Source organism: Salinimicrobium marinum, assembly GCF_014651535.1.
Classification (GTDB): domain Bacteria; phylum Bacteroidota; class Bacteroidia; order Flavobacteriales; family Flavobacteriaceae; genus Salinimicrobium; species Salinimicrobium marinum.
The window spans coordinates 1-23,912 of record NZ_BMXB01000011.1; the positions used below are offsets into that span (position 1 = coordinate 1).

20 protein-coding genes are annotated in these 23,912 nt (G+C 41.6%); 4 read left to right on the forward strand and 16 right to left on the reverse strand.

What is annotated here, in order from left to right; genetic code table 11:
• Window positions 1–321: 321 nt before the first annotated feature.
• The 14 genes from IE056_RS12600 to xrtF form a co-directional block, all read right to left on the reverse strand.
• The gene (locus IE056_RS12600; RefSeq protein ID WP_189605075.1) at window positions 322–498 is read right to left on the reverse strand and encodes a hypothetical protein; all 177 of its coding nucleotides are present in this window, start codon (window positions 496–498) and stop codon (window positions 322–324) included.
• Between the two features lie 252 nt (window positions 499–750).
• On the reverse strand, window positions 751–3,756 hold the full coding sequence (locus IE056_RS12605; protein ID WP_229793752.1) for a heavy metal translocating P-type ATPase: 3,006 nt from the start codon (window positions 3,754–3,756) through the stop codon (window positions 751–753).
• A gap of 77 nt (window positions 3,757–3,833) precedes the next feature.
• A complete protein-coding gene (locus IE056_RS12610; RefSeq protein WP_189605185.1) occupies window positions 3,834–4,394 on the reverse strand; it encodes a helix-turn-helix domain-containing protein in 561 nt (186 codons plus the stop codon).
• A gap of 13 nt (window positions 4,395–4,407) precedes the next feature.
• Entirely contained in the window at window positions 4,408–5,754 is a 1,347-nt protein-coding gene (locus tag IE056_RS12615; protein WP_189605077.1) for an APC family permease, read from the reverse strand.
• A gap of 149 nt (window positions 5,755–5,903) precedes the next feature.
• Window positions 5,904–6,230 (reverse strand): four-helix bundle copper-binding protein, encoded by a 327-nt coding sequence (locus IE056_RS12620; protein ID WP_189605078.1) that lies wholly within the window; start codon window positions 6,228–6,230, stop codon window positions 5,904–5,906.
• Between the two features lie 99 nt (window positions 6,231–6,329).
• Window positions 6,330–6,890, reverse strand: a complete 561-nt coding sequence (locus IE056_RS12625; protein ID WP_189605079.1) for a helix-turn-helix domain-containing protein — start codon at window positions 6,888–6,890, stop codon at window positions 6,330–6,332.
• Window positions 6,891–6,924: 34 nt separating this feature from the next.
• Window positions 6,925–7,359 (reverse strand): DUF305 domain-containing protein, encoded by a 435-nt coding sequence (locus tag IE056_RS12630; protein WP_229793754.1) that lies wholly within the window; start codon window positions 7,357–7,359, stop codon window positions 6,925–6,927.
• Between the two features lie 116 nt (window positions 7,360–7,475).
• Complete coding sequence (locus tag IE056_RS12635; protein ID WP_189605081.1) at window positions 7,476–8,066, reverse strand: DUF3347 domain-containing protein; 591 nt, start codon at window positions 8,064–8,066, stop codon at window positions 7,476–7,478.
• 48 nt (window positions 8,067–8,114) lie between these two features.
• On the reverse strand, window positions 8,115–9,881 hold the full coding sequence (locus IE056_RS12640) for an efflux RND transporter periplasmic adaptor subunit (RefSeq protein ID WP_189605082.1): 1,767 nt from the start codon (window positions 9,879–9,881) through the stop codon (window positions 8,115–8,117).
• The gene (locus tag IE056_RS12645; protein ID WP_189605083.1) at window positions 9,865–11,169 is read right to left on the reverse strand and encodes a TolC family protein; all 1,305 of its coding nucleotides are present in this window, start codon (window positions 11,167–11,169) and stop codon (window positions 9,865–9,867) included. Before IE056_RS12645 ends, IE056_RS12640 begins: the two co-directional genes overlap by 17 nt.
• Before the next feature lie 17 nt (window positions 11,170–11,186).
• On the reverse strand, window positions 11,187–15,038 hold the full coding sequence (locus IE056_RS12650) for an efflux RND transporter permease subunit (protein WP_189605084.1): 3,852 nt from the start codon (window positions 15,036–15,038) through the stop codon (window positions 11,187–11,189).
• Window positions 15,039–15,154: 116 nt separating this feature from the next.
• Entirely contained in the window at window positions 15,155–15,562 is a 408-nt protein-coding gene (locus IE056_RS12655) for an HYC_CC_PP family protein (protein ID WP_189605085.1), read from the reverse strand.
• Window positions 15,563–15,742: 180 nt separating this feature from the next.
• A complete protein-coding gene (locus IE056_RS12660) occupies window positions 15,743–16,192 on the reverse strand; it encodes an exosortase F system-associated membrane protein (protein WP_189605086.1) in 450 nt (149 codons plus the stop codon).
• Window positions 16,189–16,734: an exosortase family protein XrtF gene (gene xrtF, locus IE056_RS12665; protein WP_189605087.1), complete on the reverse strand. Its 546-nt coding sequence runs from the start codon at window positions 16,732–16,734 to the stop codon at window positions 16,189–16,191. The genes IE056_RS12660 and xrtF overlap by 4 nt, the downstream gene beginning before the upstream one ends.
• A gap of 90 nt (window positions 16,735–16,824) precedes the next feature.
• Between xrtF and IE056_RS12670 the strand changes: the two genes are divergently transcribed.
• On the forward strand, window positions 16,825–17,301 hold the full coding sequence (locus IE056_RS12670; protein ID WP_189605088.1) for an XrtF-associated fRMsr-like GAF protein: 477 nt from the start codon (window positions 16,825–16,827) through the stop codon (window positions 17,299–17,301).
• 71 nt (window positions 17,302–17,372) lie between these two features.
• Here the strand turns inward: IE056_RS12670 and IE056_RS12675 are convergent, their stop codons facing one another.
• Both IE056_RS12675 and IE056_RS12680 read right to left on the reverse strand, forming a co-directional pair.
• A complete protein-coding gene (locus tag IE056_RS12675; protein WP_189605089.1) occupies window positions 17,373–18,695 on the reverse strand; it encodes a serine hydrolase domain-containing protein in 1,323 nt (440 codons plus the stop codon).
• A 171-nt stretch (window positions 18,696–18,866) separates the two neighbouring features.
• The gene (locus IE056_RS12680; RefSeq protein ID WP_189605090.1) at window positions 18,867–20,120 is read right to left on the reverse strand and encodes an ABC transporter permease; all 1,254 of its coding nucleotides are present in this window, start codon (window positions 20,118–20,120) and stop codon (window positions 18,867–18,869) included.
• A 147-nt stretch (window positions 20,121–20,267) separates the two neighbouring features.
• Here IE056_RS12680 and purH point away from each other — a divergent pair, with 147 nt between their 5' ends.
• From purH to mreC, 3 genes are read left to right on the forward strand one after another with little or no spacing between them, the layout of a single operon-like run.
• On the forward strand, window positions 20,268–21,800 hold the full coding sequence (gene purH / locus IE056_RS12685; protein WP_189605091.1) for a bifunctional phosphoribosylaminoimidazolecarboxamide formyltransferase/IMP cyclohydrolase: 1,533 nt from the start codon (window positions 20,268–20,270) through the stop codon (window positions 21,798–21,800).
• Window positions 21,801–21,840: 40 nt separating this feature from the next.
• Entirely contained in the window at window positions 21,841–22,869 is a 1,029-nt protein-coding gene (locus IE056_RS12690; protein ID WP_189605092.1) for a rod shape-determining protein, read from the forward strand.
• Window positions 22,870–22,879: 10 nt separating this feature from the next.
• The gene (gene mreC, locus IE056_RS12695; protein WP_189605093.1) at window positions 22,880–23,713 is read left to right on the forward strand and encodes a rod shape-determining protein MreC; all 834 of its coding nucleotides are present in this window, start codon (window positions 22,880–22,882) and stop codon (window positions 23,711–23,713) included.
• Window positions 23,714–23,912: the final 199 nt, after the last annotated feature.

The following is a 23,912-nucleotide window of genomic DNA, read 5'->3' on the forward strand; positions in this document are numbered from 1 at the left end:
AGCTCAAAAAATCACCCACAAAAAAAGCGACCAAGTCAAAAATACTTTTTTGCTTGATCGCTTTCATAAAATTACCTCAAAAGAGATAGTTTTTCAGTGCCCTCGAATTTTCGGCTCATTTTTTTATCTTATTTTCTTACAAGAGATATAACAGGTGAAGTTACTTACTTCGAGATCTTCCTCACTGTAGCTGAAGAAAAAAACCACAGCACAAACCCGCTAAGAACGGTTAGCAGCAAGGAGAATGCTTTTAGCAAAAAAATATTGAAATCGCCCCTGCCTTTATCATCCATCGTATGGGTCATCAATAAAAAAATCAATTCAATGACAGTCCCGGTGCCGAACACTTTTAAAAGTGCCATCTTTTGCCGAAACATTTGCCTTCAGGTTTCCATGATTTGGAAAAAAAATTACATAAGCCGTAAGAAACTGGCCCCGGTATTTGTGATGCGCTGTCGTGATCAGGGAAATGTCCTCCACTTTTAATCCATTCAGCATTTTCAGCTACTATTTTCAATGTCTCTTCTTTTGGAATTTGCGCTTATTTCACCAATGCCAGCATTTACTAGCAACTCATTAATGATCCAGTAATGTGGTTTTCCGGAAATGTTATTTAACTGAAGACCTTCACTTGAACCAGGTATAATTTCCGAAGGATTCAAAAGCTCCGCAAAGGAAAACGGATCTTTCTGCTCTTTTTTAAATTAATCAATTTGCATCTCATCAAGAAGTTTACCGGTTTACCAAATGCTATATCTTTGAATTTCTAAGCCTCAACGCATTTGCAATCACCGAAACCGAGCTAAAACTCATGGCCAGGGCTGCAATCATTGGGGAAAGCAAAAGTCCGAAAAAAGGATATAAGACCCCTGCTGCGATTGGTATTCCCAGAACATTATAGGCTAGTGCAAAGAAAAGATTCTGTTTAATATTTTTCATCACTTCAGAACTCAAAAGTTTCGCTTTTGCAATTCCCTTAAGGTCTCCTTTCACTAAAGTAATTCCGGCGCTTTCTATGGCCACATCTGTACCGGTTCCCATGGCAATACCTATATCTGCCTGTGCCAGTGCCGGGGCATCATTGATACCGTCACCCGCCATCGCTACTTTTCTGCCTTCGGCTTGCAGCCTTTTCACCTCTTCCTGTTTATCCTGTGGCAGCATTTGTGCTTTAAACCCATCAAGATTCAGGGTATCACTTACCGCTTTAGCTGTATTTTCGTTATCTCCGGTTAACATGATCACCTTAAGGCCTTTTTCCTGAAGTTCACGAATGGCCTCTTTGCTGGATTCCTTGATCTTATCTGAAATCACCACAAAACCAATGGCTGTTCTTCCCTCTGCCAGGTATGAAACAGTTTTTCCTTTTTCCTGCTCCTTTCTCACTTCCTCTTTCAAATCGTCTGAAATCTTAGCTCCAACCTGCTCCATCAGCTTTTCGTTCCCCAATGCTAGCTTTTTTCCCTGCAGTTGTGCGGTGACACCTTTTCCGGTAACCGATTCGAAATTACCAACAGGCTTCACTTCGACTTTTTTCTCTTCGGAAAATCGTAAAGTAGCCTGTGCCAAAGGATGTTCACTACTGCTGTTCAAGGAAGCGATTCTCTGAAGGATTTCCTCTTCAGAATATTCCGAAGTGCCACTTACAATTTTCTCCACAGAAGGTTTTCCTTCTGTAACAGTTCCCGTTTTATCAATAATCACCACATCGATCTTATTGAATTTCTCGAGCGCTTCCGCATTTTTGATCAACACACCTGATTGTGCACCTTTACCCACTCCAACCATTACAGACATGGGCGTGGCCAGTCCCAGGGCACAGGGACACGCAATGATAAGGACAGCAATGGCATTAACCAGGGCGTAGACATATGAAGGCTCGGGGCCATAGATAGCCCAGACAATAAATGTGATCACTGAAATAACTACCACAATCGGAACAAAATATGCCGCAATCCTGTCAGCCAGTTTTTGAATAGGTGCTCTGGACCTGCTGGCGGAATTTACCATTTCTATGATTTGTGCAAGCAGGGTTTCAGAACCTACTTTTTCAGCAGTCATGATAAAGGTTTTATTTCCGTTGATGGTTCCTGAACTTACTTTATGTCCTTCTGACTTATCCACCGGAATCGGCTCTCCCGAAATCATCGACTCGTCTATGGTACTCGCACCTTCTTTGATGCTCCCATCCACCGGAACTTTTTCTCCCGGTTTCACCCTCAGTAGATCCCCTTTTTTAATATCATTAATGGCTACGACCTGCTCTTTTCCATCAACAATCCTGGTAGCTTTGTTGGGAGCCAGTTTCAGAAGTTCCTTGATAGCTGTATTTGTTCTGCCGTGCGCACGAGCTTCCAGCACCTGACCCAGCAATACCAGCGTCAAAATGACTGTTGCAGCCTCAATGTAAGCGTGAACAGTGCCATCATGGGTTTTGAATTGCGCCGGAAATACATCCGGAAAAAGTAATCCCGCCACACTGAAAAGCCATGCCACGCCGGCTCCAATCCCAATAAGGGTAAACATGTTCAGGTTCCATGTTTTAATTGAACGGTAAGCCCGTTCAAAAAACATCCAAGTTGCATAAAACACCACCGGAAGAGATAATACCAGTTGTACCCAATTCCAGTATTTCCAAGACATGATCTCCAGCAACGGATTATTCGCCAGCATTTCGGACATGGCGATAAAAAAGATGGGAATTGTAAAAGCAGTGGCAATCTTCAACTTTCGAAGAAGCTTCATATAGGTTTTATCCTCAACTTCCTCATTGGCTTCAACTGGAATAAGATCCATCCCACAGATAGGGCAATCGCCCGGTTCAGCCTGTACTACTTCGGGGTGCATGGGGCAGGTATATTCAGATTCTGTATTTGATGCAGCAGGGGCCTCTACAAGGTCCATTCCGCAAACAGGGCAATCTCCGGGTTTATCATACGTCTTATCGCCTTCGCAGTGCATAGGGCAATAAAAAACTCCCGAGCCGGTCGCTGCGGATTTCTTTTCAGGTTTTGCTTTTTCCCCCTGTACCCCGATAGTATAAGTTCCGCCGTTCTCTTCCAGTTTTTTCTGAAAAGTCTCCATCGGAATATGTTTCTCCATTTCGATCTCAGCCTCCCCTTTTTCAAGGTTCACCTCAACCTTAGAAACACCCTCTACTTCAGCTAATGTTTTCTCAACGTGCGACCGGCACCCATTGCAGGTCATGCCGTGGACCGCATAGGTATGCTTCATTCCTTCACCTTTCCCAAAGTCTGGAGCTTTGGAAAAGTTATCCGGCTCCGTAGCAGCTTCAATAGAATAAGTTCCGCCATTTATAGCCAAAGCTTCCTGAAATCTTTCTATCGGAATATGTTTCTCCATTAGGATCTCAGCCTCCCCTTTTTCAAGGTTCACCTCAACCTTAGAAACACCCTCTACTTCAGCTAATGTTTTCTCAACGTGCGACCGGCACCCATTGCAGGTCATGCCGTGGACCGCATAGGTATGCTTCATTCCTTCACCTTTTCCAAATTCTGGAGCTTTGGAAAAGTTATCCGGCTCCGTAGCAGCTTCAATAGAATAAATTCCGCCATCTTCAGCCAAAGCTTCCTGAAATCTTTCTATCGGAATATGTTTCTCCATTTGGATCTCAGCCTCTCCTTTTTCAAGGTTCACCTCAACATTGGAAACACCCTCCACTTCAGCTAATGTTTTCTCAACGTGCGACCGGCACCCATTGCAGGTCATGCCGTGAATTATATAAGTATGCTTCATTGTCATTATCTTTAAATACAAATTTCAGAAAAGAAGATCATAAAGCATTGTACAATTATGGAAGCTTTTGGTACAATTCAGACTTCATCAAGGGGCTTCCGCTTTTTTTCCTTTACCTGCCGGAAATGGGTTGGTGTGAGTCCGGTGACTTTTTTGAACTGCTTACTCAAGTGAGAGACACTGCTGTAATTAAGTTCGTCTGCAATTTCGCTTAAAGAAAGTTCATCGTAAACCAGCAATTCCTTTACTCTCTCTATCTTTTGAGCAATATAATATTGCTCTATTGTCACCCCCTGAACTTCTGAAAAAAGGTTGCTTAGATAAGAATAATCAGCGTGTAATTTTTCTGAAATGTAGGTCGAAAGATTTGTTTTTATCTGTTCCTCCTGATGGTGTACCAGCTCTACAACAGCATTTTTAATCTGTTCGATCCAGCGGCTCTTCTTGTCGCTGATAAGTTGAAAACCAAGTTGGCTCAAGACTTCGTTCAATGCCTCTTTTTCCTCTTCATTCATGTCGTCTGAGATCTCCACCTCTCCCAGTTCTACTGAAACAGGATGAAGCCCGAATTTTTTAAGTTCAGATTGCACCACCATAATGCAGCGGTTACAAACCATATTTTTGATGTATAATTTCATTAATCCGGCATCACTAATTATGTTTTTCATCATTGCTCTTTTGAGAATCCCGCATTTCATCCTGATCCTCCTGTTTGGTATTTTTCAGAAACAACTTTTCCCCGAAAAAAATTACTGCTATTAAGGCTGCAGAAACAATGATTACCGTAAGATTTGTTTGCGCCCTTACCCAAACAAACCCTATTAGCACGATTGCATCCAGCACAATAGCCGTTATCACGATCACCGGGTTCGCTTTCACCTTTTCTTTCATATGACGTAGCACTCCCACGTGGATGATAATGTCCATAATAAGATAAAAAATGGCTCCCATAGCAGCAATTCCCGAAAGATCAAAAAGCACCGTAAGCGCTATGGCCAGAACAGTAATATACACCAACATATGTTGTTGAATGTTTCCCGGCATTCCAAAATGAGAATGTGGAATCAACTTCATATTGGTCAGCATAGCGGTCATTCTTGACACAGCAAAAATACTGAAAATTACACCTGTTATTGTGGCAACAATAGCGATTCCCACAGTAAACCATAGACCATAATTTCCATACAGCGGACGCGCTGCTTCTGCCAAAGCGTAATCCTTTGCCTCAATGATCTGCGGAATTTCAAGGTTTGCTCCCACCGCAAGGGCAGTAATAAAATAGACTACCCCACATAAAACAAGTGACCATATAATTGCACGTCCCACGTTTTTATGAGGTTCTTTAATCTCTCCTCCACTGTTTGTAATAGTAGTAAACCCTTTATAAGCGAGAATAGCAAGTGCAAGGGAAGCAAGATATTCCATCACACCATTTTCGGGTGCAGTGGAAGGTAAAGCAGAACCCACTGTAAAATCGGCTGCCCATAAAGCGCCGAGGGCAAAGATGAGGATACCGCCAATTTTAATAGTTGCCGTGGTCATAGCTGTTTTGCCAATTACCTCATTCCCCAGTATGTTAACAATGAAAGCTCCAACCAACAATCCCACTCCTAACACAGGCACCCAGAAACTATTTTCGCTACCCTCAAACAACTGCATGGTATAGGTCCCGAAAGTACGGGCCACAAGACTTTCATTCAGAACCATTGAAAATGCCATTAACAAAGCTGCAAAGGCAGTTATAGTTCCTTTTCCATAGGCCTTTTGAAGAAACATTGCAATTCCTCCTGCCGATGGGTAAGCATGTGCCATTTTAATATATGAATAAGCACTAAAGCCCGAAATAATTCCCCCCATAACTACTGCGAGTGCAAAATACTCTCCAGAGAGTTCTGCTATCTGACCCAGCAGAGCAAAAATAGCAGCTCCTATCATTACTCCGGTTCCCATGGCTACAGCATTCCCAAGGCTAAGGCTGCTCTTCTTGTATTGACTCATAGATAAAGTTTTTAAAAAAAGGCTGTCTAAAAAGCTCCTCTTACGTCAACCTGTCCCGTAGTTTTAGGTCACTATGGTTTCTGAAAATCAGAATGACAATTTTAAAGCTTATAGACAGCCTCCTGAATTTATTTATTTTCGAATAATATTTAAGTTAAAAATTTTTCGCAAGCCTCTACACATTCTTTACAGGCCCTGGCACAATCCTTACAATGCTGCGCCTCATGCCTGGAACATTCATCTGCACATTTCTGGCAAATCTCTTTGCAATATTTTACCAGACCTTTTAATTCTTCTTTAGGTAGATCTACTGCCAAAGATTGAGCGGTAGCAATACAGGTAGCTGCACATACTTTATCCAAACGGATACACGGCACCATTTTCTTAACATCATTTTCATCCAGACAGGCATCTGCACAAATATTGCAAGCTGCCGCACAATTGTAAAACTCTTTAATTAATCCTTCATTTCTCATAATACATTTTCTTTTAATTTCTAATTAATTTCAATGGAAATTACCTAATAATCAGTAAAATGTATTCCTTTATTTTAGAATAAAATGATGGAATTATATTTAAAGAGTGTTAATTCCGACTCGGGATCTAATATGCTTTTTTTGATAGGCAAGGGGTGTGTAGCCGGTTTCTTTCTTGAATTTGGAACAAAAATAGCTCACGCTTTTATAGCCAATTTCAGCAGCAATTTCATTTATATTGAGCTCCCCGTATTCGAGTAATTCTTTGGCTCTTTCCAACTTCAGGTCACTTCGAAACTTCTCAATACTCATTCCTTCAGATTTTTTGAACAACGAACTCAAAAAAGAGTAATCGTACATTAAAGACCCGGCAAGAATTTCAGACAAACGTTTATCTGGAGTGATATCAGTTTCATAGACCTCCTTTATGATAAGGGATTTCATCTTATTGATGAGCTTATCATATTTATCATCGATTACCTCAAAACCAATTTTTAAAAATTCAAGCTTAAGTTCCTCCAGGGCGGTTTTGCTCATACTGTTTTCCAGCGCTACTTCTCCAAGTGTGATGGTTTTATATGATATTCCCAGACGATCCATGATCTCTGTTACCGCAATTATACAGCGGTCACAAACCATGTTTTTGACGTGAATTTTCATTCTTAGGGTTTTAAACTTTGTTCTTAATGGTTTTTTACATCCTCTCAAGGATCTTTTTCATTTGGGCAATCTCCTCTTTCTGAGATTTAATTATTTCTTCGGCTAACTTCTGTACTTCAGGATCACTCAAATCTGCTTCTTCACTTACCAGAATAGCGGAAGAATGGTGCGGGATCATAGAATGCATAAACCCCTTATCCTCTATCATTGTCTGATTCCGCTCTAAAACAAAAGCTCCTATAAATGCCAGCACACTCACAATAACAATAGCTGCATTTTTTGCTGTGTTTTTATACATTTTACTCATAAATCCAAACATGATCAACGCCATGGGAGCAACCATAAGCACCGTCATATAAAACCGGTTCAAGTTTAAATAAGCATGATCAAAAGAGGCTACATTCAAGTACATCACTACGTACATTACGATAAATGATGCTCCTAACATTAAAAGAAATCTGCTATACATTTTCATATGATAGTTATTGGTTGGCAGTAAAAGAAGCTGCCTAAAAAGTTATAACATCAACCTGTCCAAGAGCCTTGGGGGATGATGTCAAAAGCCTTTCCAGGCAGCCGGTTTCTTTATTGTATGGTTTCCCTTACACTTCCGCACTTCAGCATTTTGTCACCGTAATACGGATTCCTGATTTCTTCGGAAGAAGACAACCACGATCCTCCATTACCTTCAAAAGCCATTGGGCAGTATTGCTTGTAGATCTCTCCTGAAGCCAAAGCTCCTGAAACCATTTGCTCCACTCCCGAAGAAAGCTCTAAAAACGCAGTTCTCTGCACGTTAATATCACTGCTTCCGGCGATAGTTCGTGCAGAACTCAGCACCTCCTCATTGGCTTCAGCCTCTTCAAGGGAAGAAACCAGCATTTCCCCTCCCTTCTGGGCTTCTTCGGAATTTGTGTTTACCAATGCCGATTTAATATGCTGATAATGTTCATATACCGAAGCTATTTTTTCATCCTCAAATTCAAGGCTGCCCATCTGCTGTCCGTCGTCAAGATTTCCGTCATGGTTGCTCATATGGTCATCGTGCCCTTCTTCAGGCATCCTTGTGTCATTTTGCATTGGTGGCTGATCTGTTCCTTCGGTTTGATTTTCTTTGCAGGACACCAGGGTTAACATTCCCATTACTGCTACTGCTACTAATTTCACTTTTTTCATTTCAAATTTGATTTAATTACTATTGATTTAACTTAGTTGTTTATTAATTTACTCTATTTCTGCTACAATTTCACCACAGGTCAACATTGCCTCCCCGTAATACGGATTTCTTATTTCCCGAACCTCACTTAACCAGTAGGCACCTGCATCTGAATTAGCCATGGGACAATAATCTACAAAGATCTCTTTATTCCCCACACCGAAACTGCTAACTATTTTCACCATTTCTTCTGAAAGAAAGACAAAGTTCTCTCTTATATCCTCAAGATTTCCTTCTTCTATATTTATGGTGGAATGCCTTAGCAAGTTGCGCTGCTTTTCTTCCCAAAATTCTTTTGCTTCTTCTTTCAGCTGCTCTCCTCCAATATCCTGAACCCCTGCATATAATTCCTTACTCAAAGCTACGGCTTCCTTTTCCCTACCTTGTACCAACGCATCCTTCAATTCCAGATAAGTACCCACGAGGATGCTCAAGTTCTCCTTAAACTCTTCTGAAGCCTCACCTCTATAATCCAGGGAATTATTCTGAAGAAATGACTCCAGGTCTTCCTGCATGTTCATAGTTCCACCTCCAATTTCAGGGTTCATCATGCTTGGTTTTCCGGCAAGCTGAGCCGCTGCATCTACGGTAAAGGCTCCGTTTACTACGATTTCCTCTCCAGATCTCAAACCTTCAGTAATAACGTATGAATCTCCCAGGGACGGACCTAAAACCACCTCCCGAAGTTCAAAACTCGTTCTCTCCCCCGAATTTTGTTTTACATAAATCACAGAGCGTTGCCCTGTCCATAATACGGCACTTCGTGGAACAGTGAGTTCACTGGAGGTAGCTTCCACCGGATTGTCTATAACTCCGGAAACAAACATTTCTGGTTTTAATCTACCATTTGAATTATCTACTTCGACTCTGGCTGTTGCCACTCTGGTTTGCCTGTTCACCAGCGGATCTATAAAATCAATTTCCCCTTCAAAGGTTTCCCCTGGGATGGAGGCCACTGTAAACTCCACCGTACTCCCTTCTTCGATCCAGCCCATATTGCTTTCATATAAGTCAAAAAGCACCCACACCGTAGAAAGATCTGCTATTTCGTACAACGGCATTCCTCGTTCCAAATAATCTCCAAGATCTACCAATTTTTCAGTTACAATTCCCCCCACGTCTGCCGTGATGGTAAAATTCTCACTGGCCCGGCCAGTTTCTAAGATTCGGTTGATTTGATTTTCGCCAATTCTCCAGCTTCTCAGTTTTTCTTTCGCAGCCTGAAAAAGTTCCGGTTGCGATTCCCGGATCGCGTACGCCTGTAACAATTCTTCCTGAGCCGTGATCATTTCCGGCGAATAAACCGTTGCCAGTGCCTGCCCTCTTTTCACCTCTTCTCCCGTAAAATTTACCATTAAACGTTCGATCCTTCCGGGAATGTGGGTTGTCTGTGAATATACTTTACGTTCATCTACGGCAACCCTCCCGTTTAGCCTGATTTCCCTCGTGGCAGCTTCCGCACCTACTTGCATTGTCTGTACATTGGCCAGCTTCATGGCATTTTCAGACATATAAACCGCCTGAGAACCAATACCGGCATCATCATCCTGCAACGGAATCAGATCCATTCCGCAGATAGGGCAATCCCCCGGCTCATTCTGCCGAATCTGAGGGTGCATAGAACAGGTCCATACCTGATTTTCGGATGATTCGGCATGCTGATGTGCCGATGATTCTTCCTGACCTGAAGTGCCGGAAAAGAAAATCCAACCCAACAGAAGCCCAACAAGGATGCTCCCTATTATAACAATGATATTTTTATTCCTGGTTTTCATATTCAAAAGAATTTCCTGTGATGTAATTTTTTCTGGCAATTGCAGTGAAATACTCCTTCTCTGCACCTGCTATCTCCAGTTGGTACCGTAATAACTCCTGACGAATTCGTAGCACCTCTTCAAATCCCGACCCTTCGCCTCTATAAGAAGAAAGCTGAAGGTTTAAAATCCTATCCATGTTTTCAATTTGTCTTCGATTCAGCTTAAGCATTTTCTGACTTTTTTCGATCTCAAAAATTACCGATTCGTATTCGGAAGAAAGCGCATTTTCCACCTCTTCTTTTTGGTGCGCATAACTTTCCTGCATAAATTGAGCTTCCTTTTGTGCTGCCTTATATTTTTTCCTGAAAATTGGGAGCGACACCGAGAGCATCGGCATTACTGCATCCTGCCCATTATTATCAACAGCCATATCCATTCTTTCTCCAATGATCACATAATCGATCCCCAGTCCAACTTTTGGCATTCCTTCTTTTCTGGCAACCTCTTCCTGAGACCTGGCTGCCGACAACCTTTTTTCAACCTCCACGATTCTTGGATGTTCTTCAAATGAAACCGGCTCAAATTCTGAAGACCCCGGAATAACCTCCAGCGTATCGGGAATTGCAACGGCCGTTTCTTTATCGCGGTTCAGCAGCACGTTAAACTGAGTCTGTAATGGCCTTTTTTGCAGTTCCAGAATTTCGGTGGCCGTCAAAGTCTCCTCCACCACTAAATCTGTTTGCAGAACATCGGCCATTGCTCCATTCCCCGATCGCACCTGGGCGAGAGCCAGATCTTTGTAATTCTGAAGGATCATTACATTATCATTCTGAAACTGAAGTTGTTTTTCAAGTTCATACAGTTTAAAAAATTGTTCACTCACCTTGTAAAACAATTCATTCCTGGTATCCAGATACGCCTGAAATCTCGCTTCTGCCATTAAGGTTGCCGCATCTTCCTTCGCACTCAATGTCCCAAACCATGGAAACATCTGCATGAGAGAAAACCGCGCTTCCTGCGGCCCCAGTCTTGTTTCCACCATTCTCCCAAAGGCGCTGACGGTAAGGGTAGGATCTGGCAAACTCTTCACCTGTGGTGCCTGTTGTAATGCAGCTTCAAACTCGGCATAAGCAGCCTGGATCCCCGGATTATTTTCTGCAGCGATCATCAGGTAATCTTCCAGATTTTGTGCAGCAGCGCTTCCTCCAACCCCCAAAAGTGGAAGAAAGAAGAAAAAGCCTCCTAACCCCCAAAGGTGAAATGTGAAAGTTTCTTTCAGCAATCCTTTTAATTTATTTCGTTTCATTCTTTCGCTTTTAAATTCTATTCCACCTCATCTTTACCTTCGGGAAGAGCAGTAGGTTGAGAATTCCTGGTTACCACCGTTTCCCGCCAATAAGCCTGCAATACAGGCACCACAAAAATTGTCATGATTTGAATGACCATTCCTCCCACAATGGGTATTGCCATTGGCACCATAATATCCGATCCTTTTCCGGTAGAGGTGAGCACGGGATAGAGTGCAATAATGGTCACCGCCGTCGTCATCATTGCCGGCCTAACCCTTTTTTGTCCGGCTTCCAGAACAGCTGCCCTCACTTCCGGCACTGTTTGCGGATCCCTCTCTTTGAAAACCTGATGAATATAAGTTCCCATAAGCACCCCATCGTCTGTCGCTATTCCAAAAAGAGCAATGAATCCTACCCATACGGCCACACTTAAATTGATCGTCCCCATCTGGAACAGGTCCCGCATGTTTGTTCCCGAAATCGCAAAATCCATAAACCATTCCTGCCCGTATAACCAGATCATTATAAATCCGCCCGCAAAGGCTACAAATACTCCTGAAAAATGAATCGTGGAGGCAATTACGTTCTTAAACTGGAAATACAGCAACAAGAAGATGATCACCAGGGAAATTGGGATTACAATAGCTAATCTTTTCACCGCCCGCACCTGATTTTCATAATTCCCCGAAAATTCATAACTCACCCCCGCAGGCACCGTTAATTCTCCCGATGCTATCCTGTCCCGGATAAGCTGCTGGGCATCATTCACCACATTTACCTCAGCAAAATCCTCTTTTTTATCGAACAGTACATAACTCACCAGGAAAGTATCCTCACTTTTGATCATTTGCGGCCCCCGCACATATTCCACATCCACCAGCTGCCCCAACGGAATCTGAGCTCCCGCCGGAGTTGGCACGAGTATATTCTCAATTTGTTCTGGATTGCTACGTAACTCCCTTGGATACCTCACCCGCACAGGATAGCGCTCCCTACCTTCTACAGTAGAGGTGATCTCCATGCCGCCAATAGCGGTTTCAATAGTTTGCTGCACCTGCTCAACACTAAGTCCGTAACGGGCAATACTGTTGCGATTGATGTTGAGTTCCATGTAAGGTTTTCCAATAACCCTATCTGCAAAAACAGCTTCCTCTTTCACACTCGGCACTTCTTTAAGAATCTCCTCCAGTTCGAATCCGAAATTCTGAATCGTCTCCAGGTCGGGCCCATATACTTTAATTCCCATGGGTGCACGCATTCCGGTTTGGAGCATTACGAGCCGAGTTTCAATCGGTTGAAGTTTTGGCGCAGAAGTAACTCCGGGGAGTTGGGTCATCCTAACAATTTCATTCCAGATATCATCGGGATCTTCAATATGTTCCCGCCAGTTTCTGAAGAATTCTCCATCTTCATCTCGCATCAGGTTTTCTTCGGAAACATCCTGCAGCAGGGCCTCTTCATTATTAAGGGTATCTCCCGATTTCAGAATAAAATCTCCTTCAGAATTTGTTCTGAACCTGAGCATATCCCCGTCTTCCGAAAGAATATATTCAGACTTATAATTGATCACATTTTCATACATCGAAATGGGTGCAGGATCAATGGCACTTTCCACCCTTCCCAGTTTTCCTACAGAGATCTCCACTTCCGGAATACTTGTAACGGCCATATCCAGCTGCTGTAAAACCCGTTTGCTCTCTTCAATTCCGGCGTGCGGCATAGAAGTAGGCATCAGCAGAAAACTACCTTCGTTAAGGGAAGGCATAAACTCTTTTCCAACTCCCGGAAAGGTGTGCGCCATTCCCGACCAAACGGAAGTTTTCCTGATATTCCAGCCGACTTCTTCAGTTCCATCTGCCACAAATCCGAAGAGCTTCGGAAATCCAAACCAGATCATTATTCCGAAGAAAATGGTGATGAGTGGCAACAATAGAAATTTCCCTTTGTTCACCAGACACCAGTTAAGAATCGTCTCATAATATTTAACAATCGCTAACAAGGCAGCAAGAGTAATAGCTACCAGAACGATGACAAAAATATAATTCGTAAACAGGGTATTCCTGTAACCCAGCGGCACCCAGTGCTGAGTCAAAAAGAACAATGTTACCGCTACCACAATGAAAATGGTAATTTGTTTTGAATACTTTCCGAGATAACGCTGATTCTTATGTTCGAATAATTTAATGAGTCCTATGAAGGACAAAGCCAGCGGAAGCCAGAAACTGAAAACCAATGCCAGCAAAATTCCGGAAATGATCAAAACGATATTCCAGATTCGAGAGACTTTTTTCTTCCTGGTACTAAAGTTAAAGAAATAATACGACAGCATAGGCAGGATCACTACTCCCAGCCCAAAGGCAGCCACCAGGGCAAAGGTCTTTGTAAACGCCAGTGGCCTGAACAATTTTCCTTCGGCGTTTTCCATGAAGAATACAGGTAGAAAACTCACAACTGTCGTCGCCAGGGCGGTGGTAACCGCCGGACCAACCTCCACAGTGGCACGATGGATCACACTGAGCAACTTCTCACCTTTTGCCCCCTTGTTCTCGGGAAATTCCAGGTGCCGGAGTGTATTTTCGACAAAAACGATCCCCACATCCACCATCACCCCAATGGCAATGGCAATTCCTGAAAGGGCCACCACATTGGCATCCACGCCAAAGTAGCGCATACTAATAAAGGTGATGAGCACCGCAATAGGAAGCAAACTGGAGATAAGAATGGAGGCCCGAAGATTAAGTACCAGTATGATCACTACGATGATACTTATCAAAATTTCATCTGAAAGAGCACTTTCCAGCGTTCCCAACGTTTCCTGGATGAGCTGGGTACGATCATAAAAAGGCACAATGGTGAGTTTACTTTCGGTGCCGTCACTCAAAGTTTTAGAGGGAAGTCCGGGAGAAATTTCATCGATCCTGGCTTTTACATTATTGATCACCTCCAACGGATTCGAACCATACCTGGCAACCACTACTCCTCCCACAACCTCTGCCCCGCCTTTGTCAAGAATTCCTCTTCTTTCGGCAGGCCCTAAACTTACCACTCCTAAATCACGGATGAGGACCGGGGTGTTTTCGGTGGCCGTTACAACGGTGTTTTCAAGATCTTCTATAGATTTAATGTATCCAAGCCCCCGTACCAGGTATTCTACTTTGTTTATCTCTATGGTCTTTGCACCAATATCCCTGTTGGAATTTTTAACGGCAGCCATCACCTGATCGATTCCGATGTTAAAGGCCTTCAAGGCATCCGGATTGACATCGATCTGGTATTCCTGCACGTAGCCTCCGACAGAAGCCACCTCTGAAACGCCTTCTACTCCACTTAAACCAAGTTTCACATAGTAATCCTGAATACTGCGCAGTTCGTGCAGGTCCCATCCACCGGTAACGTTGCCTTCGGGATCACGACCTTCAAGTGTGTACCAGAAAACCTGACCCAGTGCAGTCGCATCGGGACCAAGCGTTGGTTGCACTCCTTCAGGAAGAATACCGGCCGGTAAGGCATTGATCTTTTCAAGGATTCTTGTCCTGGACCAGTAAAATTCAATGTCTTCCTCAAAAATGATGTTGATACTGGAGAACCCGAACATTGAGGTGCTCCGGATGGATTTAACCCCGGGGATTCCAAGTAAGGACGAAGTTAAGGGATACGTGATCTGGTCTTCGATATCCTGCGGGGAACGACCGGGCCATTCGGTAAAAACGATCTGCTGATTCTCGCCGATATCTGGAATGGCATCAACAGGAACTGGATCCTGCGGAAGAAATCCGGTATCCCAGTTAAAAGGTGCGGTCACCAATCCCCAACCAATGAAGAAGATGAGCAACAGAAAGGTCACCAGTCTGTTATACAGGAAAAAATGGATTATTTTATTAAGCATTCTTATGATTTACAATTAATATTTCCGGAATGCTGCCAAAAGGGCGCAACATTACAACAGAATTATACAGGCATCCTGAAAAACATCAGTACCACCGGTAAACATTAATTATAAAATCAGATAAGGAAAGTCTGGTCGAGCAACTGCACGTCTCGCACCAGCAAAGGAGGGGAATAATCTTTAAAAGGAACTACCATTTCCGGCAATCCTTCAAAAAGATCAATATAAGAATATGCAAAAAAGGAAATAAAAACCTGCTGCGGGAAATCCAGCTGATCAAAAGATAGTTTCAGGTCTTTTTGACCTTCTACAGAAATCTTTTGCTCCTTGCAACAGCTATCTTCAGATTTTTCTTCAGAAGAAGCCATATGCATCTCCATTCCACAGGTTTCAGCTTCAGAAAAAATAGCCAGGTCCACCAAAATCTGACCACAAAAATGCTTTTCCACCGTAAAAGACATAGTGGAAAACAGCACTAAAAATGCCATTATAAGCGAGCCCGATTTCTGAAAAACTTTTTTCATCAACTGCAAATTTACATAAAATTCTCTTATCTAGGTCTAAAGATTTAAACCCGCTTCACTGCAAAAAAAAAGATACAAGACTTAGGCATAACTATTTAAAACTTATTGACTTGAAAAAATACTATTTTTTTGACCATCAGTTTTCCTGAAAATCTGAGAAAGCAAGTGCACATTTTTTTTTTAAAAATCACCTTTAGATCGGACTCTTTTTTCTTTTAAACGCTGGTAATAAAGTGCGGGCAGTAACAGCAGGATCAAAACAGGCTGTACAAGAAACCTACGCACGTAAAATACCGCCAGGTAATCGTCTTTTTGAACATGCTCCATCAGGTAAATGAACAACGGAAACAGGATGACAAACAGAATAAGATACAACAGTGCCGAAAATTTCACAGAGGCCATATTCTGAAAAACCACATAAATTATGACAAGGGAAATTACTGTGTTTACGAGAAACCTCAAAGCGACATTAAAGTACCAATACCCCGGGAAAACTTCGGGATTTTCGCTCCTACAACCCTGAAAAAAATACATGAATGGATCGTAAAAAAATGTTTCCTCCATCATCCTTACCAATACCAGAAGTATAAGTAGCACGACCAAACCAGGTATTTTCCACATTTTTTTCATTCCCGCATCTGTTTTGAGTAGATCCTTATCCATAGAATCCATAGAACAAACACGGTTCCGTAAATAATTAACGGAAACACCACCTGATGGAGAAAATGCGCAAACTGGGGCAGTTCATAAATTCCAATAGAAAGAACAACTATCCGCACGATGTTCATTATATAAACAATAACGATACCTGCCAAAATATAAAACAGTGTGCTTTTTAATTTTCCGAAGAAAGCGAGCATAAAAGAAACGAAAAGAATGATAATACTTATAGAATTACAGCCTTCAATGATCCTGGCAACAAAGTTTTCATTCAGGAACAAATCCATGGAAGGAAAGTTGAGCGCAGGAGTGACGACCACCTCATATCCAAAAGCAGAAATTACTGCCCTGCTTTGAAGTGCCACCAGGTGTGTAAAAAAATCTGGGTAATAAGTTGAAGTGCTAAAAGAATGCAAATACCAGTTATACAGCGCAGAAAAAATGACATAGCTTCCCAAAAAAGTAACAAGAAATTTAAGGACTGTACGGTATTTTTTGAAAAGTTGCAGCAAAGCAGGTAACTGATTTAAGACAAAAGTATTGAAATTTAGAAGCGAAACTTCGCATTTTTTTTAAATACTTTTGTAACTAAAATATGAACTATGTCATTTGAAAATTTAAAACCTCTTGTGGAAGAGATCCTGCACCAGGAAAATGCTTCTGTAGAAGAAAAATTGACCCAGATATGTGCAAATTTGAAATCTGAAATCCCTTATTACAATTGGGTAGGATTTTATTTTAAGAACGGAGACAAAAACGAATTAAAGCTGCATTCTTTTGCAGGAGAACCTACAGATCACACTATTATTCCCTTCGGAAAAGGGATCTGCGGGCAGGTTGCTGTTTCAAATAAAAACTTTGTAGTGCCCGATGTTAAGGCACAGGACAACTATATTGCCTGTAGTATTGATGTAAAAGCTGAAATCGTAGTACCACTTTTCAAAGACGGGGAAAACATTGGTCAAATAGATATCGATTCCCACACTCCCGATCCTTTTACATTAGAGGATGAAGCATTTCTGGAATTTGTAAACGAAAAAGTAGCGGAGATCCTTCCAACAAATTTTTCCAAAGTTTGAAATTTTTGAAAAGCTGAAAGGAGGCAAAAAATACCCAATCAAAAAAGCATTTTTGAGTGGGTATTTTTCAACTATTCTACTTCCCTGGTCAACTCGGTGGAATTTCCTGCCTGAAGAACAATAACCTTATCCTCTTCGACAAAAAATTCAAGTTTTAAATCGGCAGGAGCATATTGAAATTTATTTTGTGCATATGCTTCCAGGGGAAAAGGAGGTTGGCCGGATCCCTGTCCCATCAATACACCCTCTTCAGCAAAAATGCTCAATTTTAGTGGAAATCCTTCACTGCTGTAGGTCCCGGTAAATTTCTCGAGCTCTTCTGCAGGAATATCAATGGTAGTAGCAAATTCCGGAATATCATAATTTTCCTCATAATATATACTCAGCACCCCACGCAACATATCATTTATCGAAAACTCCCCGGCATTCGAAAGATATGCTACGGAAAGCCCGTCTTCAGGATTATATATCGCGATAGATGAGAACCCGTCAATTCCTCCATCATGACCATAAAATATTTTATCAGCGAAAGGATAACTGAATAACCCAATTCCAAATTTGTTGGGCATGGCTTTCATTTCCTCCAGCATCTCAGGTTTTACCACTTCTCCACTGAATAGTGCCGTAAAAAACGTCGTTAAATCTGAAGGAGTCGAAACCACTCCTCCCGCACCCATTGGGATACTGGTATCTGTTTCACTCGTCGGAATCCACTTTCCCTTTTTTCTATATGAAAAAGCTTCCGAATTTGCTGTATTTATTTTTCCGCCAAAGTAGGTGTTCTGCAGCTGTAACGGTGCTACTATTCTCTTCTCGAGGATGTCTTTCAATGAAGAACTATCAACATCTTCTGCAATGAAACTCAGCAGTACATAATTGGTATTGGAATATTCGTTTTTCTCTCCTGGTTTAGAAACTGTCCCATTTGCTATGAAAATTTCCAACAACTCTTCCTTTGTCTTTGATTCTTCCAGATATTCAAGATACTCTTTCTTGTTTGTGAAGTTGAACAGCCCACTCTGATGCCTTAGTAGGTCTTCTACAGTAATTTCGAAAGCATTGGGAATATCAGGAAAGAATTCTGCCAGTTTTGTATCCAGTTGTAATTTCCCTTCCTCCACCAGCTGCATTATTACAGCTGCCGTAAAGGTTTTGGAAATAGAACCTATCCTGAATTTCGTATTTTCCGTATTTCGAACCTGGTTATCCAGATCGCTGAACCCGATGGAATTTTGGTAAATTATTTCCCCGTACTTCGAAATCGTGACACTTCCCATTCCTTTCTGGTTTTCTTCAACAACAGCAAAAAGACTGTCCATTTTAGCCATATCAATATCCTGGGCAGATAAACTAAAAGCGATTAGAAATAAATTGCAAAAGATAATTTTTTTCATGATGATGTTTTTGATTGATGAATTTTAAAAACTTCTTTCACGAATATATGCATAAAAAGGTATTATGCAATACAAAGTAATTAAAAATACTTAGCTTCTCTTCCTGCTGAATTTTGCTTCTCCTCTTTATTCAAGGGGAGAAGTGCGAAGGAAAGGGGAGTCAGTGGGTTTTTACATCCCCGTCCTGATAGCTTCCACCGGATCCAGCTTGGATGCCGAAATCGCAGGAACAATTCCTGATATAAGTCCAATCACTGCCGAAACGGCTGTTCCTATAAACATATTCCACGGAGAAAGCACGAAGTCAAAATCCCCCGTAAATTGAGATGCCAGTTGTGCGATCACCCACACCAAAAAAAGTCCGATAAGCCCGCCTATGACGGCAAGAATAATAGCTTCAAACAAAAACTGAAACAGAATAAATTTATTTTTCGCCCCCAGGGATTTTTGAATTCCGATAAGGTTCGTTCGTTCTTTTACACTAACGAACATGATATTTGCAATTCCGAAGCCACCCACGAGCAGGGAGAATCCACTAATGACCAGTCCGATGAGATTCATTTGTCCGGTAATATTATCGATAAAATCGGCAAATCCCTGTAACTGATTCACAAAGAAATTATTCACGTCGTCGGGTCGCAATCCACGAAAATTACGCAACTGCTGGGTAAGAATTGCCATAAATTCTGCGTTGTCCACATCATCTTCAGGCTTAATAATTATTTGAGGAAAAGAGGATCTGTTGTTACTTCCGTAAATCCGGCGAACCACATTTACCGGTAAAAAAACGTTGGTATCATGACTTCCTCCAAACATACTTCCTCCCTGCTTTTCCAAAACACCTATCACGGTGAATTTTCTTCCGTAGAGCCGCACCCTTTTTCCCAAAGGATCGCTGCCCTCAAAGAGATTTTCTGCTACATCATGCCCCAGCACTAATACCGGGGCACCACTTACATCTTCTGCTTCATTATAAAATCTACCTTCCTCAAGTTGCAGGGCCTCAATATTATAATATTCGTGACTTACTGCACCAATTCCAACATTACTGGCAGATCGTCCCTCATAAGTAATGGATTCCGAAGGGACATTTAAGGAAAAAGAAGCTGCTTCAAGATCGGGCATTGTGCGGCTTAAATATTCGTATTCCTCATAAGAAACATCGGGAAATTGTTCTCTTTTCCATTGAGGGATTTCTGTCGGCCCAAAAGAAAACCTCATTATGATCATGGTACTATTGTCAAGAGAGCTAAGGCTGCCTTTAATTTCCCTCTCCAGTGAATCTACCGCAGCCAGTACCGCAATAATGGAAAAAATCCCAATCGTTACCCCAAGCAGAGAAAGAATGGTTCTTAATTTATTATTTACCAGAGCGTTAATCGCAAAGAAAAAGCTCTCTTTAAGTACCCTTAAATATATCAACATAGTGAAGCAATGCTATATTTTTCAATCATTTAAGGATAAGACGTTTTCTTGTCTCATTCGTTACAAAATTTCTTTTAAATAAAAGCGGCAGGCTTTAATATTTATGACTGAAATAATTACTTTTGCAACCTTAACAAAACCAACACAATGAGCACTTTAAAATCGGCAAAATCTGCGTTAATTTCCGTTTTCAGTAAAGAGGGGTTAGCCCCAATCGTCAAAAAACTTAATGAACTGGGAATCACCATTTACTCAACCGGTGGAACCGAAAAATTTATCAAAGAACAGGGAGTTTCTGTAATTCCTGTTGAAGATATCACTTCTTACCCCTCTATTCTTGGCGGGCGGGTTAAAACACTTCACCCTAAAGTTTTTGGAGGAATTTTGAACAGGCAGAGCAATGAAAATGATGTTGCCGAACTTCAGGAGTATGAAATACCACAAATAGATATTGTGATCGTAGATTTATATCCTTTTGAAAAGACAGTAGCTTCGGGTGCTTCAGATCAGGATATTATTGAAAAAATAGATATTGGCGGGATTTCTCTGATCCGTGCTGCTGCAAAGAATTTTGAGGATGTATTGTGTGTTTCTTCTGTAGAAGATTATTCAGAATTCCTGGAGCTTATTTCCGAAGGTAAAGGAGCAACCAGCCTGGAAGACCGAAAACGATTTGCAGCAAAAGCGTTTGGCGTTTCTTCGCATTACGATACCGCCATCTTTAATTACTTCAATAAAAATGAGGAAGAAGTAGTTTACAAGGAAAGCATTACTACCGGAAAAGAATTGCGTTACGGTGAAAACCCTCATCAAAAAGGATATTTCTTCGGAAATTTCGACGAGATGTTCGACAAGCTGCATGGAAAAGAATTATCATATAACAATCTTTTAGATGTGGATGCTGCGGTTAACCTGATGGATGAATTCAAAGGAGAGGCTCCTACTTTTGCCATTTTAAAGCACAACAATGCCTGCGGACTCGCACAAAGGGAAACTCTTGCTCAGGCTTATGCCGATGCTTTGGCAGGGGATCCTGTTTCTGCTTTCGGCGGAATATTGATAAGCAATACCGAGATTGATAAAGCTACTGCTGAACAGATCCACGATTTGTTCTGTGAGGTAGTGATCGCTCCTGCTTATTCTGATGAAGCACTGGAAACCCTAAAAGGAAAGAAAAACAGAATCATTTTAATTCAGAAAGAAACAGCACTTCCGAAGAAACAGGTAAGAACCTGCCTCAACGGAGTTTTGGTTCAGGATAAAGATCTAAAAACAGATTCTAAGCAAGATTTAACAACGGCGACCAACAATAAACCTACTTCACAGGAGTTATCTGACCTGTTGTTTGCTTCCAAAATCTGTAAGCACACAAAATCGAATACGATTGTACTGGTTAAGAACAGGCAGTTATGTGCCAGCGGGACAGGACAAACCTCGAGAGTAGATGCTTTAAATCAAAGCATTGTGAAAGCAAAGGCTTTTAATTTCGACCTGTCGGGAGCTGTAATGGCGAGTGACGCCTTTTTCCCATTCCCAGACTGTGTAGAAATTGCCGGAAATGCCGGAATTTCGGCTGTTATCCAACCAGGAGGTTCAATAAAAGACCAGTTGAGTATTGACTATTGTAATGCAAATAATATTGCAATGGTGATGACGGGAACAAGACATTTTAAACATTAATTTTACTACATTTACCAAACTTCACACCAATTGATTTACTATGGGATTTTTTGATTTTCTCACTGAAGAAATAGCTATAGATCTGGGTACTGCAAACACCCTTATCATCCACAATGACAAAGTAGTGGTTGACAGCCCTTCTATTGTTGCCAGGCACCGCACTACAGGCAAAATTATCGCCGTAGGAAAGGAAGCGGCTATGATGCAGGGAAAAACACACGAAAACATTAAAACCATACGTCCCTTAAAAGACGGAGTTATAGCCGATTTTGATGCCAGTGAGAAGATGCTCACGATGTTCATTAAAGAGATCCCTGCACTTAAAAAGAAAATGTTCACTCCTGCGCTTCGGATGGTGATTTGTATCCCTTCTGGAATTACAGAAGTGGAGATGCGTGCGGTAAAGGAAAGTGCAGAACGCGTAAATGGTAAAGAAGTATATCTTATCCACGAACCTATGGCTGCGGCTATTGGAATTGGAGTTGATATCATGCAGCCTAAAGGAAACATGATCGTGGATATAGGTGGTGGTACTACCGAAATTGCCGTGATCGCCCTTGGGGGTATTGTGTGTGACAAATCGATCAAAATTGCCGGTGATGTTTTCACCAACGATATTGTATATTATATGCGTACGCAGCACAACCTTTACGTAGGGGAGCGTACTGCGGAAAAAATTAAGATCCAGATTGGTGCTGCAACCGAAGACCTGGAAGTTCCGCCAGACGAAATGAGCGTTCAGGGTCGGGATCTTTTGACAGGAAAACCAAAGCAGGTAAATATTTCCTACCGGGAAATAGCCAAGGCTCTGGACAAATCTATTTTACGAATTGAAGACGCGGTGATGGAAACCCTGTCTCAAACCCCGCCGGAACTGGCAGCAGATATCTACAATACCGGAATTTACCTTGCGGGTGGTGGATCTATGCTTCGTGGGCTGGACAAACGTTTATCACAAAAAACAGATCTTCCCGTTTATATCGCAGAAGACCCGTTAAGGGCTGTAGTACGTGGAACAGGAATTTGCCTGAAGACTTTAAATCGTTACAAAGGCATCCTGATAAAGTAGGAGGAATTTTATGCAGCAAATTTTTAATTTTCTTATCCGTAATAAGAATACGATCATTTTCTTATTGCTGCTCGTGTTTTCCATATTTTTAACCATACAATCCCACTCCTACCAGAAATCCAAATTCATAAGTTCTGCTAACTTCTTAACAGGAGGAATTTACAGCTGGACGAGTGATATCAATTCCTATTTTCATCTGGAAGAATATAATCAAAGACTACTGGAAGAGAACAAACAGTTACGGGCCAAAATGGCAAATCTGGATGATACGCTCAACACAATGGATATATTGAAGATTTCGGATTCGTTGTATAATGAAACCTACACCTATAGAACAGCGGCAGTCATTAATAACAATTACGCAAGAATAGACAACTACCTTACTCTGGACAAAGGAAGGAAAGCAGGCATATCAAAGGATATGGGAGTAGTGACCAGTCAGGGAATCGTAGGTATCGTGGAAAATGTTTCCAGAAATTATGCTACTGTGATCTCCATTCTTAATTCAAATTCCCGAATCAATGCCCAGCTGAAGAAATCAAACCATTTCGGATCTTTGGTCTGGAATGGAGAAGATCCCAACATTGCGCAGCTAACCGATGTACCCAGTCAGGCTCGCGTAGCAGAAGGAGATACCATTATGACGGGAGGACGATCTTTAATTTTTCCCAAAGGAATTCCTATTGGAACCATTGAGGAATTTTCGCTTAACCCCAACCAGAGTTATTATAATATCAATGTTAGATTGTTTAATGACATGACCAACATTGGTTATGTATATGTAATTAACCACAACAAGAAAGAAGAGATCAGAGAACTGGAAAATACCACGAACGATGAATAATGTAGTCATTTCAAATACACTGCGATTCATATTCCTGATCCTGCTCCAGGTATTACTACTAAATAACATAAACTTCCTGGGATATGTTAATCCCTACCTGTACTTATTATTTATCCTATTGTTTCCATTCAATGCCAGCCAGACCTTACTCCTGTTCCTTAGTTTTTTATTAGGTCTGGGTGTGGATCTTTTTGAGGAC